At 64.8% G+C, this 14,164-nt stretch carries 12 protein-coding genes; 3 read left to right on the top strand and 9 right to left on the bottom strand.

What is annotated here, in order from left to right; translation table 11 throughout:
* Nucleotides 1-13: 13 nt before the first annotated feature.
* Entirely contained in the window at nt 14-1,141 is a 1,128-nt protein-coding gene (gene chvE / locus ACV7NN_RS14525) for a multiple monosaccharide ABC transporter substrate-binding protein (protein ID WP_463350281.1), read from the bottom strand.
* Nucleotides 1,142-1,491: 350 nt separating this feature from the next.
* On the opposite strand from chvE, the gene ACV7NN_RS14520 reads away from it, so the two are divergent.
* Both ACV7NN_RS14520 and ACV7NN_RS14515 read left to right on the top strand, forming a co-directional pair.
* Nucleotides 1,492-2,562 carry a LacI family DNA-binding transcriptional regulator gene (locus ACV7NN_RS14520; protein ID WP_463350280.1) on the top strand — a complete coding sequence of 357 codons (1,071 nt, stop codon included), beginning with the start codon at nt 1,492-1,494 and terminating at the stop codon, nt 2,560-2,562.
* Nucleotides 2,563-3,194: 632 nt separating this feature from the next.
* Nucleotides 3,195-4,463, top strand: a complete 1,269-nt coding sequence (locus ACV7NN_RS14515; protein ID WP_463350279.1) for an alpha-galactosidase — start codon at nt 3,195-3,197, stop codon at nt 4,461-4,463.
* Nucleotides 4,464-4,867: 404 nt separating this feature from the next.
* Here ACV7NN_RS14515 and ACV7NN_RS14510 read toward each other — a convergent pair whose 3' ends face one another.
* Together ACV7NN_RS14510 and ACV7NN_RS14505 are read right to left on the bottom strand one after the other, a co-directional pair.
* On the bottom strand, nt 4,868-5,809 hold the full coding sequence (locus ACV7NN_RS14510; protein WP_463350278.1) for a glycoside hydrolase family 43 protein: 942 nt from the start codon (nt 5,807-5,809) through the stop codon (nt 4,868-4,870).
* A complete protein-coding gene (locus tag ACV7NN_RS14505; RefSeq protein WP_463350277.1) occupies nt 5,806-6,780 on the bottom strand; it encodes a family 43 glycosylhydrolase in 975 nt (324 codons plus the stop codon). Before ACV7NN_RS14505 ends, ACV7NN_RS14510 begins: the two co-directional genes overlap by 4 nt.
* A 110-nt stretch (nt 6,781-6,890) precedes the next feature.
* Here ACV7NN_RS14505 and ACV7NN_RS14500 point away from each other — a divergent pair, with 110 nt between their 5' ends.
* Nucleotides 6,891-7,895, top strand: coding sequence for a LacI family DNA-binding transcriptional regulator (locus ACV7NN_RS14500; RefSeq protein ID WP_463350276.1), 1,005 nt, complete (start codon nt 6,891-6,893; stop codon nt 7,893-7,895).
* 29 nt (nt 7,896-7,924) lie between these two features.
* Here the strand turns inward: ACV7NN_RS14500 and ACV7NN_RS14495 are convergent, their stop codons facing one another.
* The 6 genes from ACV7NN_RS14495 to ACV7NN_RS14470 form a co-directional block, all read right to left on the bottom strand.
* Nucleotides 7,925-8,743 carry a carbohydrate ABC transporter permease gene (locus ACV7NN_RS14495; RefSeq protein ID WP_463350275.1) on the bottom strand — a complete coding sequence of 273 codons (819 nt, stop codon included), beginning with the start codon at nt 8,741-8,743 and terminating at the stop codon, nt 7,925-7,927.
* On the bottom strand, nt 8,740-9,696 hold the full coding sequence (locus ACV7NN_RS14490; RefSeq protein WP_463350274.1) for a carbohydrate ABC transporter permease: 957 nt from the start codon (nt 9,694-9,696) through the stop codon (nt 8,740-8,742). Before ACV7NN_RS14490 ends, ACV7NN_RS14495 begins: the two co-directional genes overlap by 4 nt.
* A gap of 67 nt (nt 9,697-9,763) precedes the next feature.
* Nucleotides 9,764-10,996 (bottom strand): ABC transporter substrate-binding protein, encoded by a 1,233-nt coding sequence (locus tag ACV7NN_RS14485; RefSeq protein ID WP_463350273.1) that lies wholly within the window; start codon nt 10,994-10,996, stop codon nt 9,764-9,766.
* 55 nt (nt 10,997-11,051) lie between these two features.
* On the bottom strand, nt 11,052-11,948 hold the full coding sequence (locus tag ACV7NN_RS14480) for a family 43 glycosylhydrolase (protein ID WP_463350272.1): 897 nt from the start codon (nt 11,946-11,948) through the stop codon (nt 11,052-11,054).
* A 293-nt stretch (nt 11,949-12,241) separates the two neighbouring features.
* The gene (locus ACV7NN_RS14475; protein ID WP_463350271.1) at nt 12,242-13,255 is read right to left on the bottom strand and encodes a zinc-dependent alcohol dehydrogenase; all 1,014 of its coding nucleotides are present in this window, start codon (nt 13,253-13,255) and stop codon (nt 12,242-12,244) included.
* A gap of 5 nt (nt 13,256-13,260) precedes the next feature.
* On the bottom strand, nt 13,261-14,121 hold the full coding sequence (locus ACV7NN_RS14470) for a fumarylacetoacetate hydrolase family protein (RefSeq protein WP_463350270.1): 861 nt from the start codon (nt 14,119-14,121) through the stop codon (nt 13,261-13,263).
* Nucleotides 14,122-14,164 lie beyond the last annotated feature (43 nt).

The following is a 14,164-nucleotide window of genomic DNA, read 5'->3' as shown; positions in this document are numbered from 1 at the left end:
CGGCCGGATCGGACTACTGGAGGTCGGACGCCTTGTAGTAGCCGCTGTCGACGAGCACCTTCTGGTAGTTGTCCTTGGTCACGACAACGGGCTGGAAGAGGTAGCTCGGCACGACCTTGGTCTTGTTGTCATAGCTCTTTGTGTCGTTGACCTCGGGCTTCGTGCCGGTGAGGACGTCGTTCGCCATCTTGGCCGCCTCGTTGGCGAGCTTGCGGGTGTCCTTGTAGACCGTCGAGTACTGGGTTCCCGCGATGATCTGCTTGACACTGGCGACCTCGGCGTCCTGCCCGGTGATGATCGGCAGCTTCTTGCCGCTGGAGCCGTAGCCGGCGCCCTCGAGCGCGCTCAGGATGCCGTCGGACAGGCCGTCGTACGGCGAGAGCACGCCCTGCACCGCCGCGCTGCCGGAGTAGGACTTGGCGATCAGGTTCTGCATCCGGGCCTTCGCGGTCGCCGGGTCCCAGCGCAGGATAGCGACCTGGTTGAAGTCGGTCTGCCCGCTCTTGACGACGAGCGTGCCGTCGGCGATGTAGGGCTTGAGGGTGTCCATCGCGCCGTTGTAGAAGAAAGTCGCGTTGTTGTCGTCGGGGCTGCCCGCGAACACCTCGATGTTGAACGGCCCCTTGGCCCCGGTCTTCTTCCCGTCGGCGTCGAGGACGCCGAGACCGGTCAGCAGCGAGTTCGCCTGGTAGACGCCGACCTTGTAGTTGTCGAAGGAGACGTAGTAATCGACGTTCTTGTCGCCGGTCAGGAGGCGGTCGTACGAGATGACCTTGATGCCGGACTTGGCGGCGGCGTCGAGCTGGTCCGTGAGGGAGCCGCCATCGATGGAAGCGACGATCAGCACCTTGGCGCCCTTGGTGATCATGGTGTTGATCTGCTGGACCTGGGTGGGGATGTCGTTATTGGCGTACTCGAGGTCGACCTTGTAGCCGTCCTTCTCGAGGTCCGACTTGACGGCATTGCCGTCGGCGATCCACCGCTCCGACACCTTGGTCGGCATGGCGACGCCCACGAGCGCGCCCTTGTTGTCGGTCGGGCCGGCCTCCGTGCCGCTACCGGCTCGGCCGCCGGAGCAGGCAGCGAGCGTTACGGCGACACCGAGGGCGATCGCTCCGAACGCGATTCTCTTCAACTTCACTGTGATTCCCTTCGAGGGTGGGGCGGTCTGCACGCGGAGTGCGTGCGGGTACCAGGGAACTGAGTGACGGTCACTGGGCGAGCGATCGAGTCTGCGCGAGAGGAGAACCGGAGATGCTGCTTCGCACCGCGCTGTCCTCCTTCTGCGACGTCCTCGTCGTCCGCTAGGCTGTCCGATATATGTGACCGGTCCCAGAACGGGTATGACGTTATGCCTCATCCAGCCTTCAAGTCAAGCTACGTGCCGAAAATTGTTCGTTCGCCCGCTCTCGGTGGCCAGCCATCCGGGCCTAGGATCAGCAGAGCACCACGATTCGCGGCGGGGCCGCACTGTCCGAACCCGGAGCGAGCATGACGGACAAGGTCGACAGCGGGTCAGACAAACGTCTCTCGATCCGCGATGTGGCGCGCATCGCCGGAGTGTCTCGCCAGACAGTGTCTCGCGTGCTGAACGGCGAGCGGTACATCAAGCCCTCGACCGAGGAGCACGTCCGAAAGGTCATCGAAGAGCTCTCCTGGCGGCCCAACAGTGCCGCCAGGGCGCTGGCGACCTCCCGTTCGAAGGCGATCGGGCTTCTTGTCTCGGCCCGGTCGCATTACGGCCCGTTCAGTGCGGCGGCCGCGGTCGACGAGGCTGCCCGGGCGCGCGGCTACGCGATCGTCACAGCGACCCTGGCGCACGAGGACGAGACCAGTCTGACGGAAGCGCTCGACGCCTTCCTCGCCCAGGGCGTGGACGGGGTGGTCGTGATCGCGCCGCAGCAGCGCGCGCACGACGCGCTGCGGAAGGTGTCCATCCGGGTGCCGTTCATCAGCCTGCAGTGGCCGGACACACCCGGCGACCGGGCGGTCGCGTTCGACCAGCGGGCGGGCGCGCGTCTGGCGACCCGACATCTGATCGACCTCGGTCACACGCGCATCGTTCATATCGCCGGTCCGCAGGACTGGAACGAGGCCGAGGAGCGCATGCACGGCTACCTCGAGGAGATGTCCGCAGGCGATCTCCCGACGATTCCACCAGTCCTCGGCGACTGGACTGCCGACACGGGCTATGACCTCGGCACGAGATTGCTCGGTACACGGGAGTTCACGGCGGTCTTCGCATCGAACGACCAGATGGCGTTGGGTCTCATGCACGCCGCTGCGGATCTCGGGTTGTCACTCCCGGAAGATCTCAGCATCGTGGGCTTCGACGACATCCCCGAGGCGAAGCATTTCACACCACCGTTGACCACCGTCCGCCAGGACTTCGCACAACTCGGCGCCAGCGCAATCGAGCGATTGATTGCCGACATCGAAGGACGCGATCTCATACCTCCGAAGAACTTCGCGGCGCCGGAGTTGATCATCCGCCAGAGCACCAAGCTCGCCCCGCACATCGTCGAGCCGGCGTCGCGACCCACTCGGCACGATCGTCCCTGACCGGCGCGACCCCTCCTCCTGCCCACCGGGCTCCTCTTCCTGATGACTTGGCGAGGCGGGCGTGGCAGTATTGCGCAACCGTCGGCGACGCTGTGGGGATCCGGGAAGAAAACACTTCGCCGCACAGCGCGCTCAATGCGAAGGAGCCCCGGTCGCCCACCCTTGGGGCAGGACCGGCGACCGGGGACGGTGCAGGTGCTCCGGCGTAGCGACTCGGGGGAAATCGTGCGACCGGAAGCGCCAGAGTATCGACTGTCTCGCCGGCGTGGAAGGTGTCTGAGAGAACTCGAAGGGTAGCGCGAGAAGACTACGAGTCGGCGGTTCGATAGCCCCGGCTCCACGCCGGATGGGCCAACGAAGACCTCGACTTGATCCGGGAAACGCCCAACCGCTACCCACACGCTTCGAAACGACACGAACGCGCGCGCCCGATCTAGAATCCGACTCCTCCGGGCGCGGCCTGAGCGATTTCGGCCTCTCGTTCGATCAGTGCGTTCGCTCGGCCGAATCGGCACCCACCGGCAAGACACGATTAATCCCAAGAAACCTGTATCGTTACACACTGGCTCCCGTTTTGTTTTTCGACTCCAGTTTGAGATGTTCGATTTCTCGGTCCCGAAAGGCGGCACCGCATGACTAACTCCTCCCGCCCACAAGTCCCACCCCGAGGTTGGAACAGCTGGGACTCGTTTGGCACCAACATCTCCGAAGAAGAGGTGATGGCCAACGCGCGGTTCATGTCCGAGCATCTGCTGCAGTTCGGCTGGGACACGATCGTGGTCGATGCGCAATGGTTCGAACCGAATGCCCGGGCTGGCGGATACAACGAAAATGCCGATCTAGTACTCGACGAATTTGGGCGCCCTCAGCCAACCCTGAATCGATTCCCGTCGGCGGCGGGCGGCAAGGGATTTAAACCCCTCGCCGATGCAATCCACGATCTCGGCCTGAAGTTCGGCCTTCACGTGATGCGGGGGGTCCCGCGCCGGGCAGCTGCCGGCAGGTTGCCGGTAGAAGGCACGTCGTCCACCGCCGCCGACATCGCGAACTATGACAGCCCATGCCATTGGAACACTGACTACTGGGGCATCGACATGAGTCACCCCGACGGTGCCGCTTACTACCAATCAGTCGCCCGAATGTTCGCCGGCTGGGGCGTCGATTTCGTCAAGGCGGATGACCTGCTGTGGCCGTACCATACCGCCGAGATCACCGCGATTTCGGCGGCATTGCGAAAAGCAAATCCAGCCATCGTCCTGAGCCTCTCGCCAGGAGAGGACGTCTCGACGAATTTTGTGGATCACCTCCGAGACAGCGCAACCATGTGGCGGATCTCGAACGATGTCTGGGACCGCTGGCAGGACGTTCTCGACCAGTTCCAGCGAATGGCCCGCTGGGCACCGCTCTCTCAGGTCGGAGCATGGCCGGACGCTGACATGCTCCCACTGGGTCACATCGGGCTCCGCGCCGAACGGGGTGCCGACAGGCAGTCACTGCTGAGCCTCCAGGAGCAGCGAACGCTCCTGTCACTGTGGGCAATTGGCGGCTCACCTCTATTCATGGGGGGTGATCTGCCGACAAGCTCTGCCGAGACGATCCGTATGCTCTCGAATCCCCTGATGCTCGATGTCAACTCGCGACGCGAGAACCAGAAGGAAGTGCTTCGGGAACTCGACTACGTCGTGTGGACGGCGGTCCTGGACGGCGATGACATCGTGGCCATATTCAACATCGGCGAGGTTCCACTGTCCCGAGTCATCCGGCTGGACGCACTTGGACTCGATGGGGACTTTGACGTTTTGGAGGGCTGGACAGGCGAAACCAGTCGGACGGGCGACGCGATTCCCGTCGCCCTCGATCCACATGACTCCATGCTTGTGAGGCTCCGTCGACGCGCATGAGCACCTCGCGGCTGATGTGGGTCTGGTCGAGGACACGGGGCAGGGCGTCGCTGCGTCGGCGAGCTGGAGCACGGTGAGGTGGCCGCGCAGCTGCTGATAGACGCTTGCCGGAGTGGCCGCCGTTGAGGTCGTGGCGAGCTGGAACTGGCCGGTCGTCGTGGCGACGTCGGCGAGTGCAGCCTGTCTGAGGTAGCCGGCGGGAGTGACTCCGTTGACCGGTCGGGACCAGAAGGGTGCGTCGTCGCGGCCGTCGGGCTCGACGGGTACCGCGCCAAGGTGGCGGCACGCTGCTTGTCGAGGAAGATCTGGAACTCGCGCATCGGAATCGAGATCCCGTTCACCGTGGCGACCTGCTGACGCTGTGCCCTCTTTCCTCATCCAGTCTGCGCCCGATTCACGCGAATTCAGCGGCCGATCAACCGCGCGCGCTCGGCTGCGGTGATCGGGATCACCGAGCCGTGGCGGGCACCCTCGGGAAGACGTGCCGCAGCCCGATGTTCCCAGAGGCCATCGAGTGGTTCGGCACTGCGGTAGAGCTGGTAGCCGCGGAGCTCGAACTCGTCCAGAAGCAGGTATGCCGCCTGACCGTCGATCCCCGCGAAGACGGCCGGCCCTTCCGCACGGGCCTGGGTCGCCGACCCGAGCTCACGAGCGACCAGGCGGAAGTCCGCGGAGAAGTACTCTCCCCCGCGTTCCTGAGAAACGAACGGGGAACGCGTCTCCGGGTCGTCGGTGAGCGAGTCGGCCGTGAACCGGGCGAGCTCTCCCTGCCATTCCAGAAAGGTCGCGTCGATGACGTCATGGCCCGGGTCGAGGTAGCAGCGAGCCGGGCTGAAGTGCTGGAAGTCCGGCGTCTCGGTCACGAGGATCTGCTGGTGCTCCTGCACGACGCGATCCGATCCCGGCTCGTACAATGCAGCGGCGAAGAAGACCAGCCAGGTGTTGTCGGCCTCGGACCAGAACGCTTTGGGCGCCCAGGCGTTGCCGGCTTCTGCGGGCGCGATCTGGGCGAGGCGGGGCTGTGTCCAGGTGAGGAGGTCGTCGCTCTGCCAGATGACGATGGAACGGCTTCCGTGACGAACCGCCCGCGTCCAGTCCCCGTCCGGAAAGGTGCGCAGGTCGGTAGCGATCAGCACGAACGAGCCGGTCCTCGGGTCGCGGGCCAGGAAGGGGTCTCGCACCCCCTTCTCGCCGACGTCCGAACGGAGCACGGGACGGCCGTCGGCGATCGTCACCCACTCGTTCGGTTCGCGGCCTGTGGTGACTGCGAAGCGGATCTGCTCGCAGTCCGGGCCGTTCCCGTTCTGGAAGTAGGCCAGGAGGAATCCGTCGAAGCTCGGGCTCATATCGTCCTTTCCGCTGAGGTCGTGCCTTCTGCTGCAGCCTCCGGGAGCAGGTGCTGCGGAACAGGGATGTCGCGTTCGGCAAGCAGCTGCCCGTCCCGCACAGTGAGCCGGGCGGCGTGCACGGTGCTGGTGCGTGACGCGATCCAGTTCGGATCGTCGCGTCGAGGGTGGGTGAAGTAGAAGAGGATCGCAGACTCCGCGCGTCCGGCTGCCGCGGGGACGACCACGGCATCTGCATGATGGCCGACTTCGAGGTCGTCCGGATGACTGCCCGGTGTGTCCAGGATGAGTCCGCCGTTGACCTCTTGGCGATGCCAGACCCGGGCGTCGTGAGAGCGGTGGACGCCGAGGCCGCGCCACTCGTCGGTGATCATCCAATACCAGCCGCCGAGGCGGAAGACGTTCGGGCCCTCATGCGGCGGGGTCGCCGGCACGGCTCGCCCTTCGACCCGCCAGCTGCTCAGGTCCCGGCTGACGGCAGACCACGTCGAGGAGCCGTCGTGCTCGTTCTTGTACCAGAGGCGCCAGTTTGCGTCTCCGCACAGCGCGACCGCCGCGTCGATCACCCGGTCGGAGCCGAGGTCGATCTCGGCCACCCGAGTCCAGTTCAGGAGATCCTCGCTGACGAACTCGACGATGTGGGACTCCGCACCCGTCCAGGAGTCCGGGACACCGTCGACCACCGTCAGATACATCCGGTACCGGCCCCCGGCGGCGATGACCTCGGGGGCCCAGAGCGTGTCCCCACGGCCCAGGCCTTCCGCGGTTCCGAGGTAGTGCCAGGTGGCTCCTTCGTCCGACGACGTCGCGATTCCGATCGAGGTGCCGTGGATCCAGCGCGCGCCGTCGGCCGGATCGGTGGTACGTCGCTGGGTGTAGAACATCCACCAGTCGCCGGTCCGGCTGTTCCTGACGACGGTCGGGTCGGTCGGCCCGTCGTAGACCGGGTCCCGGAAGATCGGCGCACTCATCGCACACTCCGCACACGCGGTCGGATGCCCGGACGTAGGCCCCGCGTTAGATGTAACGTTATACAACACGTAAGAACACCGCCCGATCTCGGGCCGGAAGGGGAGACAGCATGGTGACGATCCGCGACATCGCGAAGGCCGCGGGAGTCTCGCCGATGACGGTCTCGAACGTCCTCAACAGCAGGCCGCACGTCAAGGACTCGACGCGGGCGCGCGTCCTGCAGACGATCGACGACTTGGACTACCGGGTGAACATCGCCGCACGCAATCTGCGCCGCGGGAGGACGCACACCATCGGTCTGGCCGTGCCGGAAGTCGATCGCCCGTATTTCGGCGAGCTGGGTGCCGCGATCATCGAGAACGGCCGGCGTCACGACCTCAATGTGGTGATCGAACAGACCGAGCGGTCGCGTGAGAACGAGCTGACCGCGCTGGCCCTGTCGCGTCTGCGCATGTACGACGGGCTCATCCTCAGCGCGGTCGGGCTGGGCGAGTCCGATGTGGACTTGCTCCGCGTCGACTTCCCCGTCGTGATCCTGGGCGAGCGCATCTTCAGTGGTCCACTCGATCATGTCGCGATGCCGAATGATGACGGCGCCTACGCCGCGGTCCGGCACCTGATCGAGCGCGGGTGCACCCGTATCGTCGCGGTGCACGGCCCGCTGAGCGACGACACCGACGTCTCGAGCCTGCGCCACGCCGGATACCGCCGTGCGCTCGCCGAGGCCGGAATCGAAGAGGACCCTCGGTTGACGCTGACCCTGGATGTGTTCTCGCCAGAAGCGGCCTCGGCGGCCGTTCACCAGGCGGTTGATGGGGGCCTGGCCTTCGACGGCGTCTTCTGCGTGACCGATTACGTCGCCCTCGGCGTCCTGCGGGCCCTGGCCGATCTCGGCATCGTGGTCCCCGACGACGTGAAGGTGATCGGCTTCGACGATGTCGAGAGCAGCCGGTTCCTGACCCCCTCTCTGTCGAGTGTGAATCCGTCGAAGGATCTGATCGCCGCCAAGGCCGTCGACCTTCTGGTGGACCGGATCAATGGCGAGAGCGGGGAAGCTGTCGAGTTCGTGAGCCCGTACACCCTCGTCGCGCGCGAGTCGACCGCGGTCCGCTGAGAACGCGTCCGAACCGCTGCGGCCTTGACTCATCCTTTGACGCTGCCGCTGACCAGCCCGCTCACGATCTGGCGCTGCGCGACGATGAAGAAGATCACCATCGGGACGAGGACGATGACGCTCAAGGTCATGAACGCCGGCCAGTTCGTCGTGAACTGCCCGACCGCGGTGTAGACCTGCAGCACGAGGGTCTGCTTCTCGGGCGAGTTGATGAACACGTTCGGCGTGATGAAGTCGTTCCACACCCACATCGTCTGGAAGACCCCGACCGTCACGAGGATGGGACGGATCAGGGGCAGCGCGACCGACCAGTACACGCGGAAGGCTCCGGCGCCGTCGATCTTCGCCGCCTCGAACAGCTCCGTCGGCAAGGTGCGCATGTATCCGACGATGAGGAAGTAGCAGAAGATCGAACCGCAGGTGTACATGACGATCAGCCCGTTGAGGGAGTCCACGAGCCCCACGCCGGCGAGCATCCGGTACAGCGGGATCAGCGTCGCCTGACCGGGAACGAGGAACGCGATCACGAGGACGATGCCGACGATGGACGCGAATCTGCCCTTGCCGATCAGCACACCGAACGCCGCCATCGAGCCGATCAGCAGCATGAGCACGATCGAGATCACGGTCACGTAAAGCGTGTTCAGGAAGGCCTGCACCACCGGCGTCGTCTCGAAGACCTGGAGGTAGTTGCCGACGAAGAGGTGCGTCGGCAGCGCGAGCGGGTTGGCCGCCGTCTCCGGCTGCGTTTTCAGCGTGTTGACGAGGATGTAGTAGAAGGGGATGGCGACGACGCACGCGATGGGGATCATCACGATGCTGAGGACGATTCCGCGTGACTGTTTCATGAGTAGCGCTCCTCGAGACGGCGGGAGAGGGCGAGCTGGCCCACGATGATCAGCCCGACGACGATCAGGAAGAGCACGCTGAGCGCGGACGCCTTCCCGACGTCGGACTGGGCGATGCCGTTCTCGATGATCGACTGGGTGAGCGTCCGGGTGGCGAATCCCGGACCACCGTGCGTGAGGGTGAACGGTAGATCGTAGACCTTGAGTCCGTTCGTGAGCAGGAGGAGCTGGCTGACGGTGATGGCCGGAATGAGCAGCGGCAGCGTGAGGTTCTTGAACTCCTGCCAGCGGTTGGCGCCGTCGATCTTGGCCGCCTCGAAGATATCGGAGGGCAGCGCCTGGAGGTAGGCCAGATAGAGCATCGCGTGCCAACCGGTCTGCGACCACACGGCAACGATGATCACACTCACTTGAGCGAGCGTCTCGTTCGAGAGCCACGGGATCGGGGCCACTCCGAGCTGTCCGATGATCGAGTTGATCACGCCGGAGCCGAGGGGGCTGAGGATGAAGGCCCACACCAGTCCGAGGATCGCGACACTCGGTACGGCTGGGAAGAAAAAGACCGAGCGGACGAATCCACGGCCCACAAATCGACGGTTGAGCGCCAATGCCAGCGGGATCGCGAGGACGGTCACGATGACGGTGGTCGCGACCGCGTAGAAGAGCGTGAAGCCGAACGCCGACACCATCGAGGAGTCTTTCCAGATAGTGAGGTAGTTCTTGAAGCCCACGAAAGCGGGGGTGCTGACGTACCCGTTGTAGTCGGTGAAGCTGTAATAGATGGACTGGGCCATCGGGATCAGGTACAGCACGACGAAGACGATGAGGATGGGGACGACGAACCAGTAGGCTGCGAATCCCTCTCGAGCGCGTGCGAAACGCGATCGCGTTCGAACCGCGGCTTGCAGGTTTCGAAAGACCGTGGGGCGTTCCGCGGTTGTTGCGTGGGCCATGTCCTTGTGCTCCCTGGGATGTCTCGAGAGGTGGCGCCTGGGGGCGGCGCCACCTCTCGAGAGTCTCCTACTTGACCGAGTCGAGTTTCGTGTCGAGCCCCTTGGCGAACTGCTCCGGGGTGATGCTGCCCGAGATCATCTGCTGCAGCAGAGCGGTGGCTTCGGTGCTCATCTGGTCACTGTGCGTGGGCCAGTTCACCGCGGGCAGGTAGAACTTGCCGGCGCGTACCGCACTGGACATGTCGGACAGCGACGGATCGAGCGTCGGGGTGAAGTCCGTGGTCGTCGTGATGGACTGGGTCTGCTTCTGGTAGACCTCGACGCCCTGCTTGCTCTGAAGGAACTGCACGAACTTCTCGGCGGCCTGCGGATCCTTGGCCTTCGCGTTGATCGCGTAGCCCGGGGAGACCGCACCGCACCAGTAGGTCTGGCCGTCGGTGCTGGGAACGGCGAGGTATTGCAGCTTCAGGCTCGGCGCCGCCTGCTGGATGCCGCCGAGCGCCCAGGAACCCGTCCCGATCATCGCGACCTTGCCCTGCTCGAACTGCTGCGTCACCTGGTCGCCGGTGAGGCCGGCAACCAGGCGAGGCTCAACGCCTTGCGTGAACAGCTGGTCCCAGGTCTTCAGCGCGTCGGTCCAGGTTTTCTGGAAGGTGGTCTTGCCGGCCCAGATCTGCTGGTCCATGGTGCCGCCCAGGCTCTCGTTCTCCAGGCCGAGAAGCGCGGCGAGGCTGACCGGGATGCCATCGCCGGCCTCATAGAAGGGCGTGATCCCGGCGGTCTTGAGCTTCTTGCCGAGGTCCAGGAAGTCCTGCCAAGTCTTGGGCGCGTCCGTAAAGCCCACCTTGGCGAGGAGGTCCTTGTTGATCAGGATGCCTCCACCCCAGGAGGCCGTCGCGGCGCCGTAGACCTTGCCGTTCTGGGTGTAGGTGGCCTTGGCGGCCGGCGAGATGTTGGAGATCCAGGACTCGCTGCTCAGGTCCTTGGCGAAGCCGCCGCTCATGATCTGCGCCTTGTTCTCGGCGGTGATGATGAAGACGTCGGGGGCGGTGCCGGAGCCGAGCAGCGTCTGCAGCTTCTGGATGTACTGCGGGACCGGCGGGGCGTAGGAGGCCTTGACGGTGTAGCCCGGGTTCTCCTTCTCGAACTCGGCGAACACGGGCTTCATGGTCTGCTCGTTGTCCCAGGAGAGGAAGGTGACGGTCTTGGAGCCTCCGGAGACGCCGCTGCCGGCGGAGCATCCGGTGAGCGCGATCGCCGCGGCGGCGATCGCCGAGACTGCGATGAGTGTCCTCTTCATGCCGCGGCCGCGCGGCGAGGAGCTTGGGTGAAGCGACATTGCTCTCTGCTTTCTCTTATGTGTCGAGGGTTTCGGGTAATGCAGGCTGTGTCAAACGGATTGAGTCAGCGCTTGTTCGCACCGGTGCTAGGTCACCGGACGGCAAGTGGGTGAGTTCGTCGATGACGATCTCACGATGGAAGCCGTCCCCATCCGGGACGGCGAATCGGTGGTAGGCGATGAGCCACTCGTCCGTGCCGGGAACGCGAAGGATCGAGTGGTGGCCGGTGGCGAAGATCCCCTCTGCCGGCGACTGTTCGAGCAGGACGCCCTGTTGGGTCCACGGGCCGAACGGGCTCTCGCCCGTCGCCCAGCGGACGCGGTATGCCGGGTCGCGGGTGTCGTTCTCGGACCAGGTCAGGTAGTAGATGTCGCCGCGGCGGTGGATGTGCGCGGCCTCCCGGAAGGTGGGGTGCTCCCATGCCGTCACCGAGTCCCGGTCGATGGACACCATGTCGTTGTTGAGCCGTGCGACGTGGGCGACGGTGTTCCCCCAGATCAGGTACGACGTTCCGTCGTCGTCGACGAACACCGCCGGATCGATCGCGCGGCCCGCGAACTCGCCGCGCGAGACGATGGGCGCGCCCGAGTCGAGGAACGGGCCCGTCGGCGAGGTCGCCACCGCGACGCCGATGTTGTCGTCGGCGGTGAAGTAGAAGTAGTAGAGACCGTTGCGGTATGCCGCCGCCGGCGCCCAGGCGTTCCGGTCGGCCCAAGGCACGTCGCGGCCGAGCCGGAGCACCTCCCCCAGATCGGTCCACTCGCGCAGGTCGCGCGATCCGAGGACCCGGAAGTTGTCCGAGTCCCAGTTCTCGTTGCCGTCGGTCGTCGGATAGAGGTAGAAGCTGTCTCCGAATGCGACCAGCGCGGGGTCGGCGAAGTAGGGCCCCGTCTGTGGCGTCAAGCGGTTCACGTCGTTGTCTCCATTCGTCTCCGCGGTCTTCGCCGAGTCCAGTCTGTATCGATACAGGATCGATGGAATGTATCGTTACACACCGGCGCACGATTTGCAACCACCAGATCATTTCGACATCCGGAAGTGATAGGGAGTTTTTGGCTCAACGTCATCGTCCCGACCATCTGGTTCCGCGCATTCCTGGAAGGGTCAGACGCTGTGAACGAAAACGGAGCCCGTTCGACTGACACCCGTCGATTCACCATGGCCGCCCGATCAGCGTTTGTCTGCGACGAACAATGAAGTGAGTGTCAGACGCTCGGATCTACGTGCATTTTGGGGCCGGCTCCCGCTCCCACGAAGGTTTGCCCGGCGAGTATCGCACCGACGTGGTCCAAGCCGACGGTGGCGGCGACGAGAGGCCTAGGGTCGACTTGGCCAGATGCATAGAGCTCAATCGTGCCGTCCAAGCCAGCCGAACCGCTGAGGATCCCGACGGCGGTCACGTCCCTGAGCGCCATGGTTCTGGTGTCAATAAGACTCGGGCTGCCGGCGAGGCCGACGTAGACAACGCGTTTGGCGGGTTCGACAAGTTCGAGAGCCTTGGCCGGCAGGCTCGGGGCATTGGAGGCGTCGATTACGGCGTCCCAAGGCAGGTCGGGCAGATCGGACTGGGTCCACACGGCTTCGAAGCCGAGAGACCGGGCGAACTCGAGCGATTTGGGTGATCGACCGAATAGATGGACCTCGGCGCCTTGCGCGGCCGCAATTAGGCCCACAAGCAACCCGATTGTGCCGGCACCCAGCACCAACAGTCGGTCGCCTGGCGAGAGTTGGGCCGCCCACACGGATCTGATGGCATTCGCCCCCGGCTCGACGAGAGCCCCCATCGTGTCGTCGATCGTGTGCGGCAGCTCGTGAAGCGCCCGCACCGGCATTCCGATCTTCTCGGCGAGGGCCCCGGCAAACCCGCCCCGAACACCTACTTCGAACCTGAACTCGCAGACATGCTGATTTCCTTGCAGACATCGCCTGCACACTCCGCACCCCAGCATGGTGTCTCCAGTCACTCGTCGCCCGATCCAAGCGGGGTCGACACCATCGCCGACGGACGCGACGGTACCCATCCATTCGTGACCGAGACGCATCGGGTACTCGGCAAACCCGTCGTGCAGGTATTGCATTTCGCCTGTGAAGAACTCGACGTCCGTGCCGCAGACACCGACACGCTGAACGTCGACCACCACGCCGTCGCTCGTCGCAACGGGCGGCGCCACGTCCTGGACTTCGAACGTCCGGGCGCCGGTCAGAACAAATGCTCGCATCGCGATCAGCGGGGTGGGAGGACGGACTGACGCTGCGAACCGAGGCCCTCGATGCCGAGCTCCATAACGTCGCCCGGCTGCAGCCAGACCGGCGGCTTGAGTCCCATTCCCACCCCGGGCGGCGTGCCTGTGTTGATCAGATCGCCCGGTTCGAGGACAAGGAATTGCGAGAGGTAATGGACGATGAAGTACGGGTCGAAGATCATGGTCGATGTCGACCCCGTCTGCCGGCGTATGCCATTGATGTCGAGCCACATGTCGAGAGCCAGTACGTCGTCGATCTCATCGGGAGTTACGAGCCAGGGGCCAGCCGGGTTGAACGTCTCGGCCGACTTGCCTTTCGACCACTGCCCGTTGCGTTCCAGCTGGAACGCCCGCTCGCTCACATCGTTGACGACCGTGTACCCGGCGATGACATCGCGGGCGTCGTCGACAGAGTCGAGGTAGCTCACGCGTTCGCCGATGACGATGCCGAGTTCGACCTCCCAGTCCGGTTTGGTCGACCCGCGGGGGATGCGAACATCGTCATCTGGGCCGATCAGGGTGTTCGGGGACTTGGTGAAGAGGATCGGCTCGGCCGGAACCGCCTGCCCGGTCTCGGCCGCGTGGTCGCTGTAGTTCAGCCCGATGCAGAGGATCTGGTGCGGGCGTGCGAACGGCGCCCCGACTCGCTCACCCGCGAAACGCGAAACGGTGCCGGCCGCGACCCGGTCTGCAACCACCGACGGCAGCGCGCTGAGGCCGTCACTCGCGAAGAATGCCTCGTTGAAGTCAGGGACGACGTCCGAAAGGTCGACATAGGTGTCGGCATCGATTCGGGCTACGGGCTTTTCGGCGCCGACAGCGCCGAGTCGCATCAGATACATCCTTGTTCGTCCTTCGTGTTGGGTTTCGGTGGCCTGGGCGCGG

It is taken from the genome of Leifsonia sp. Ger2509 (genome assembly GCF_055231915.1).
The sequence above is the reverse complement of the archived record's forward strand: the minus strand, read 5'-3'. Positions and strand labels throughout refer to the sequence as shown.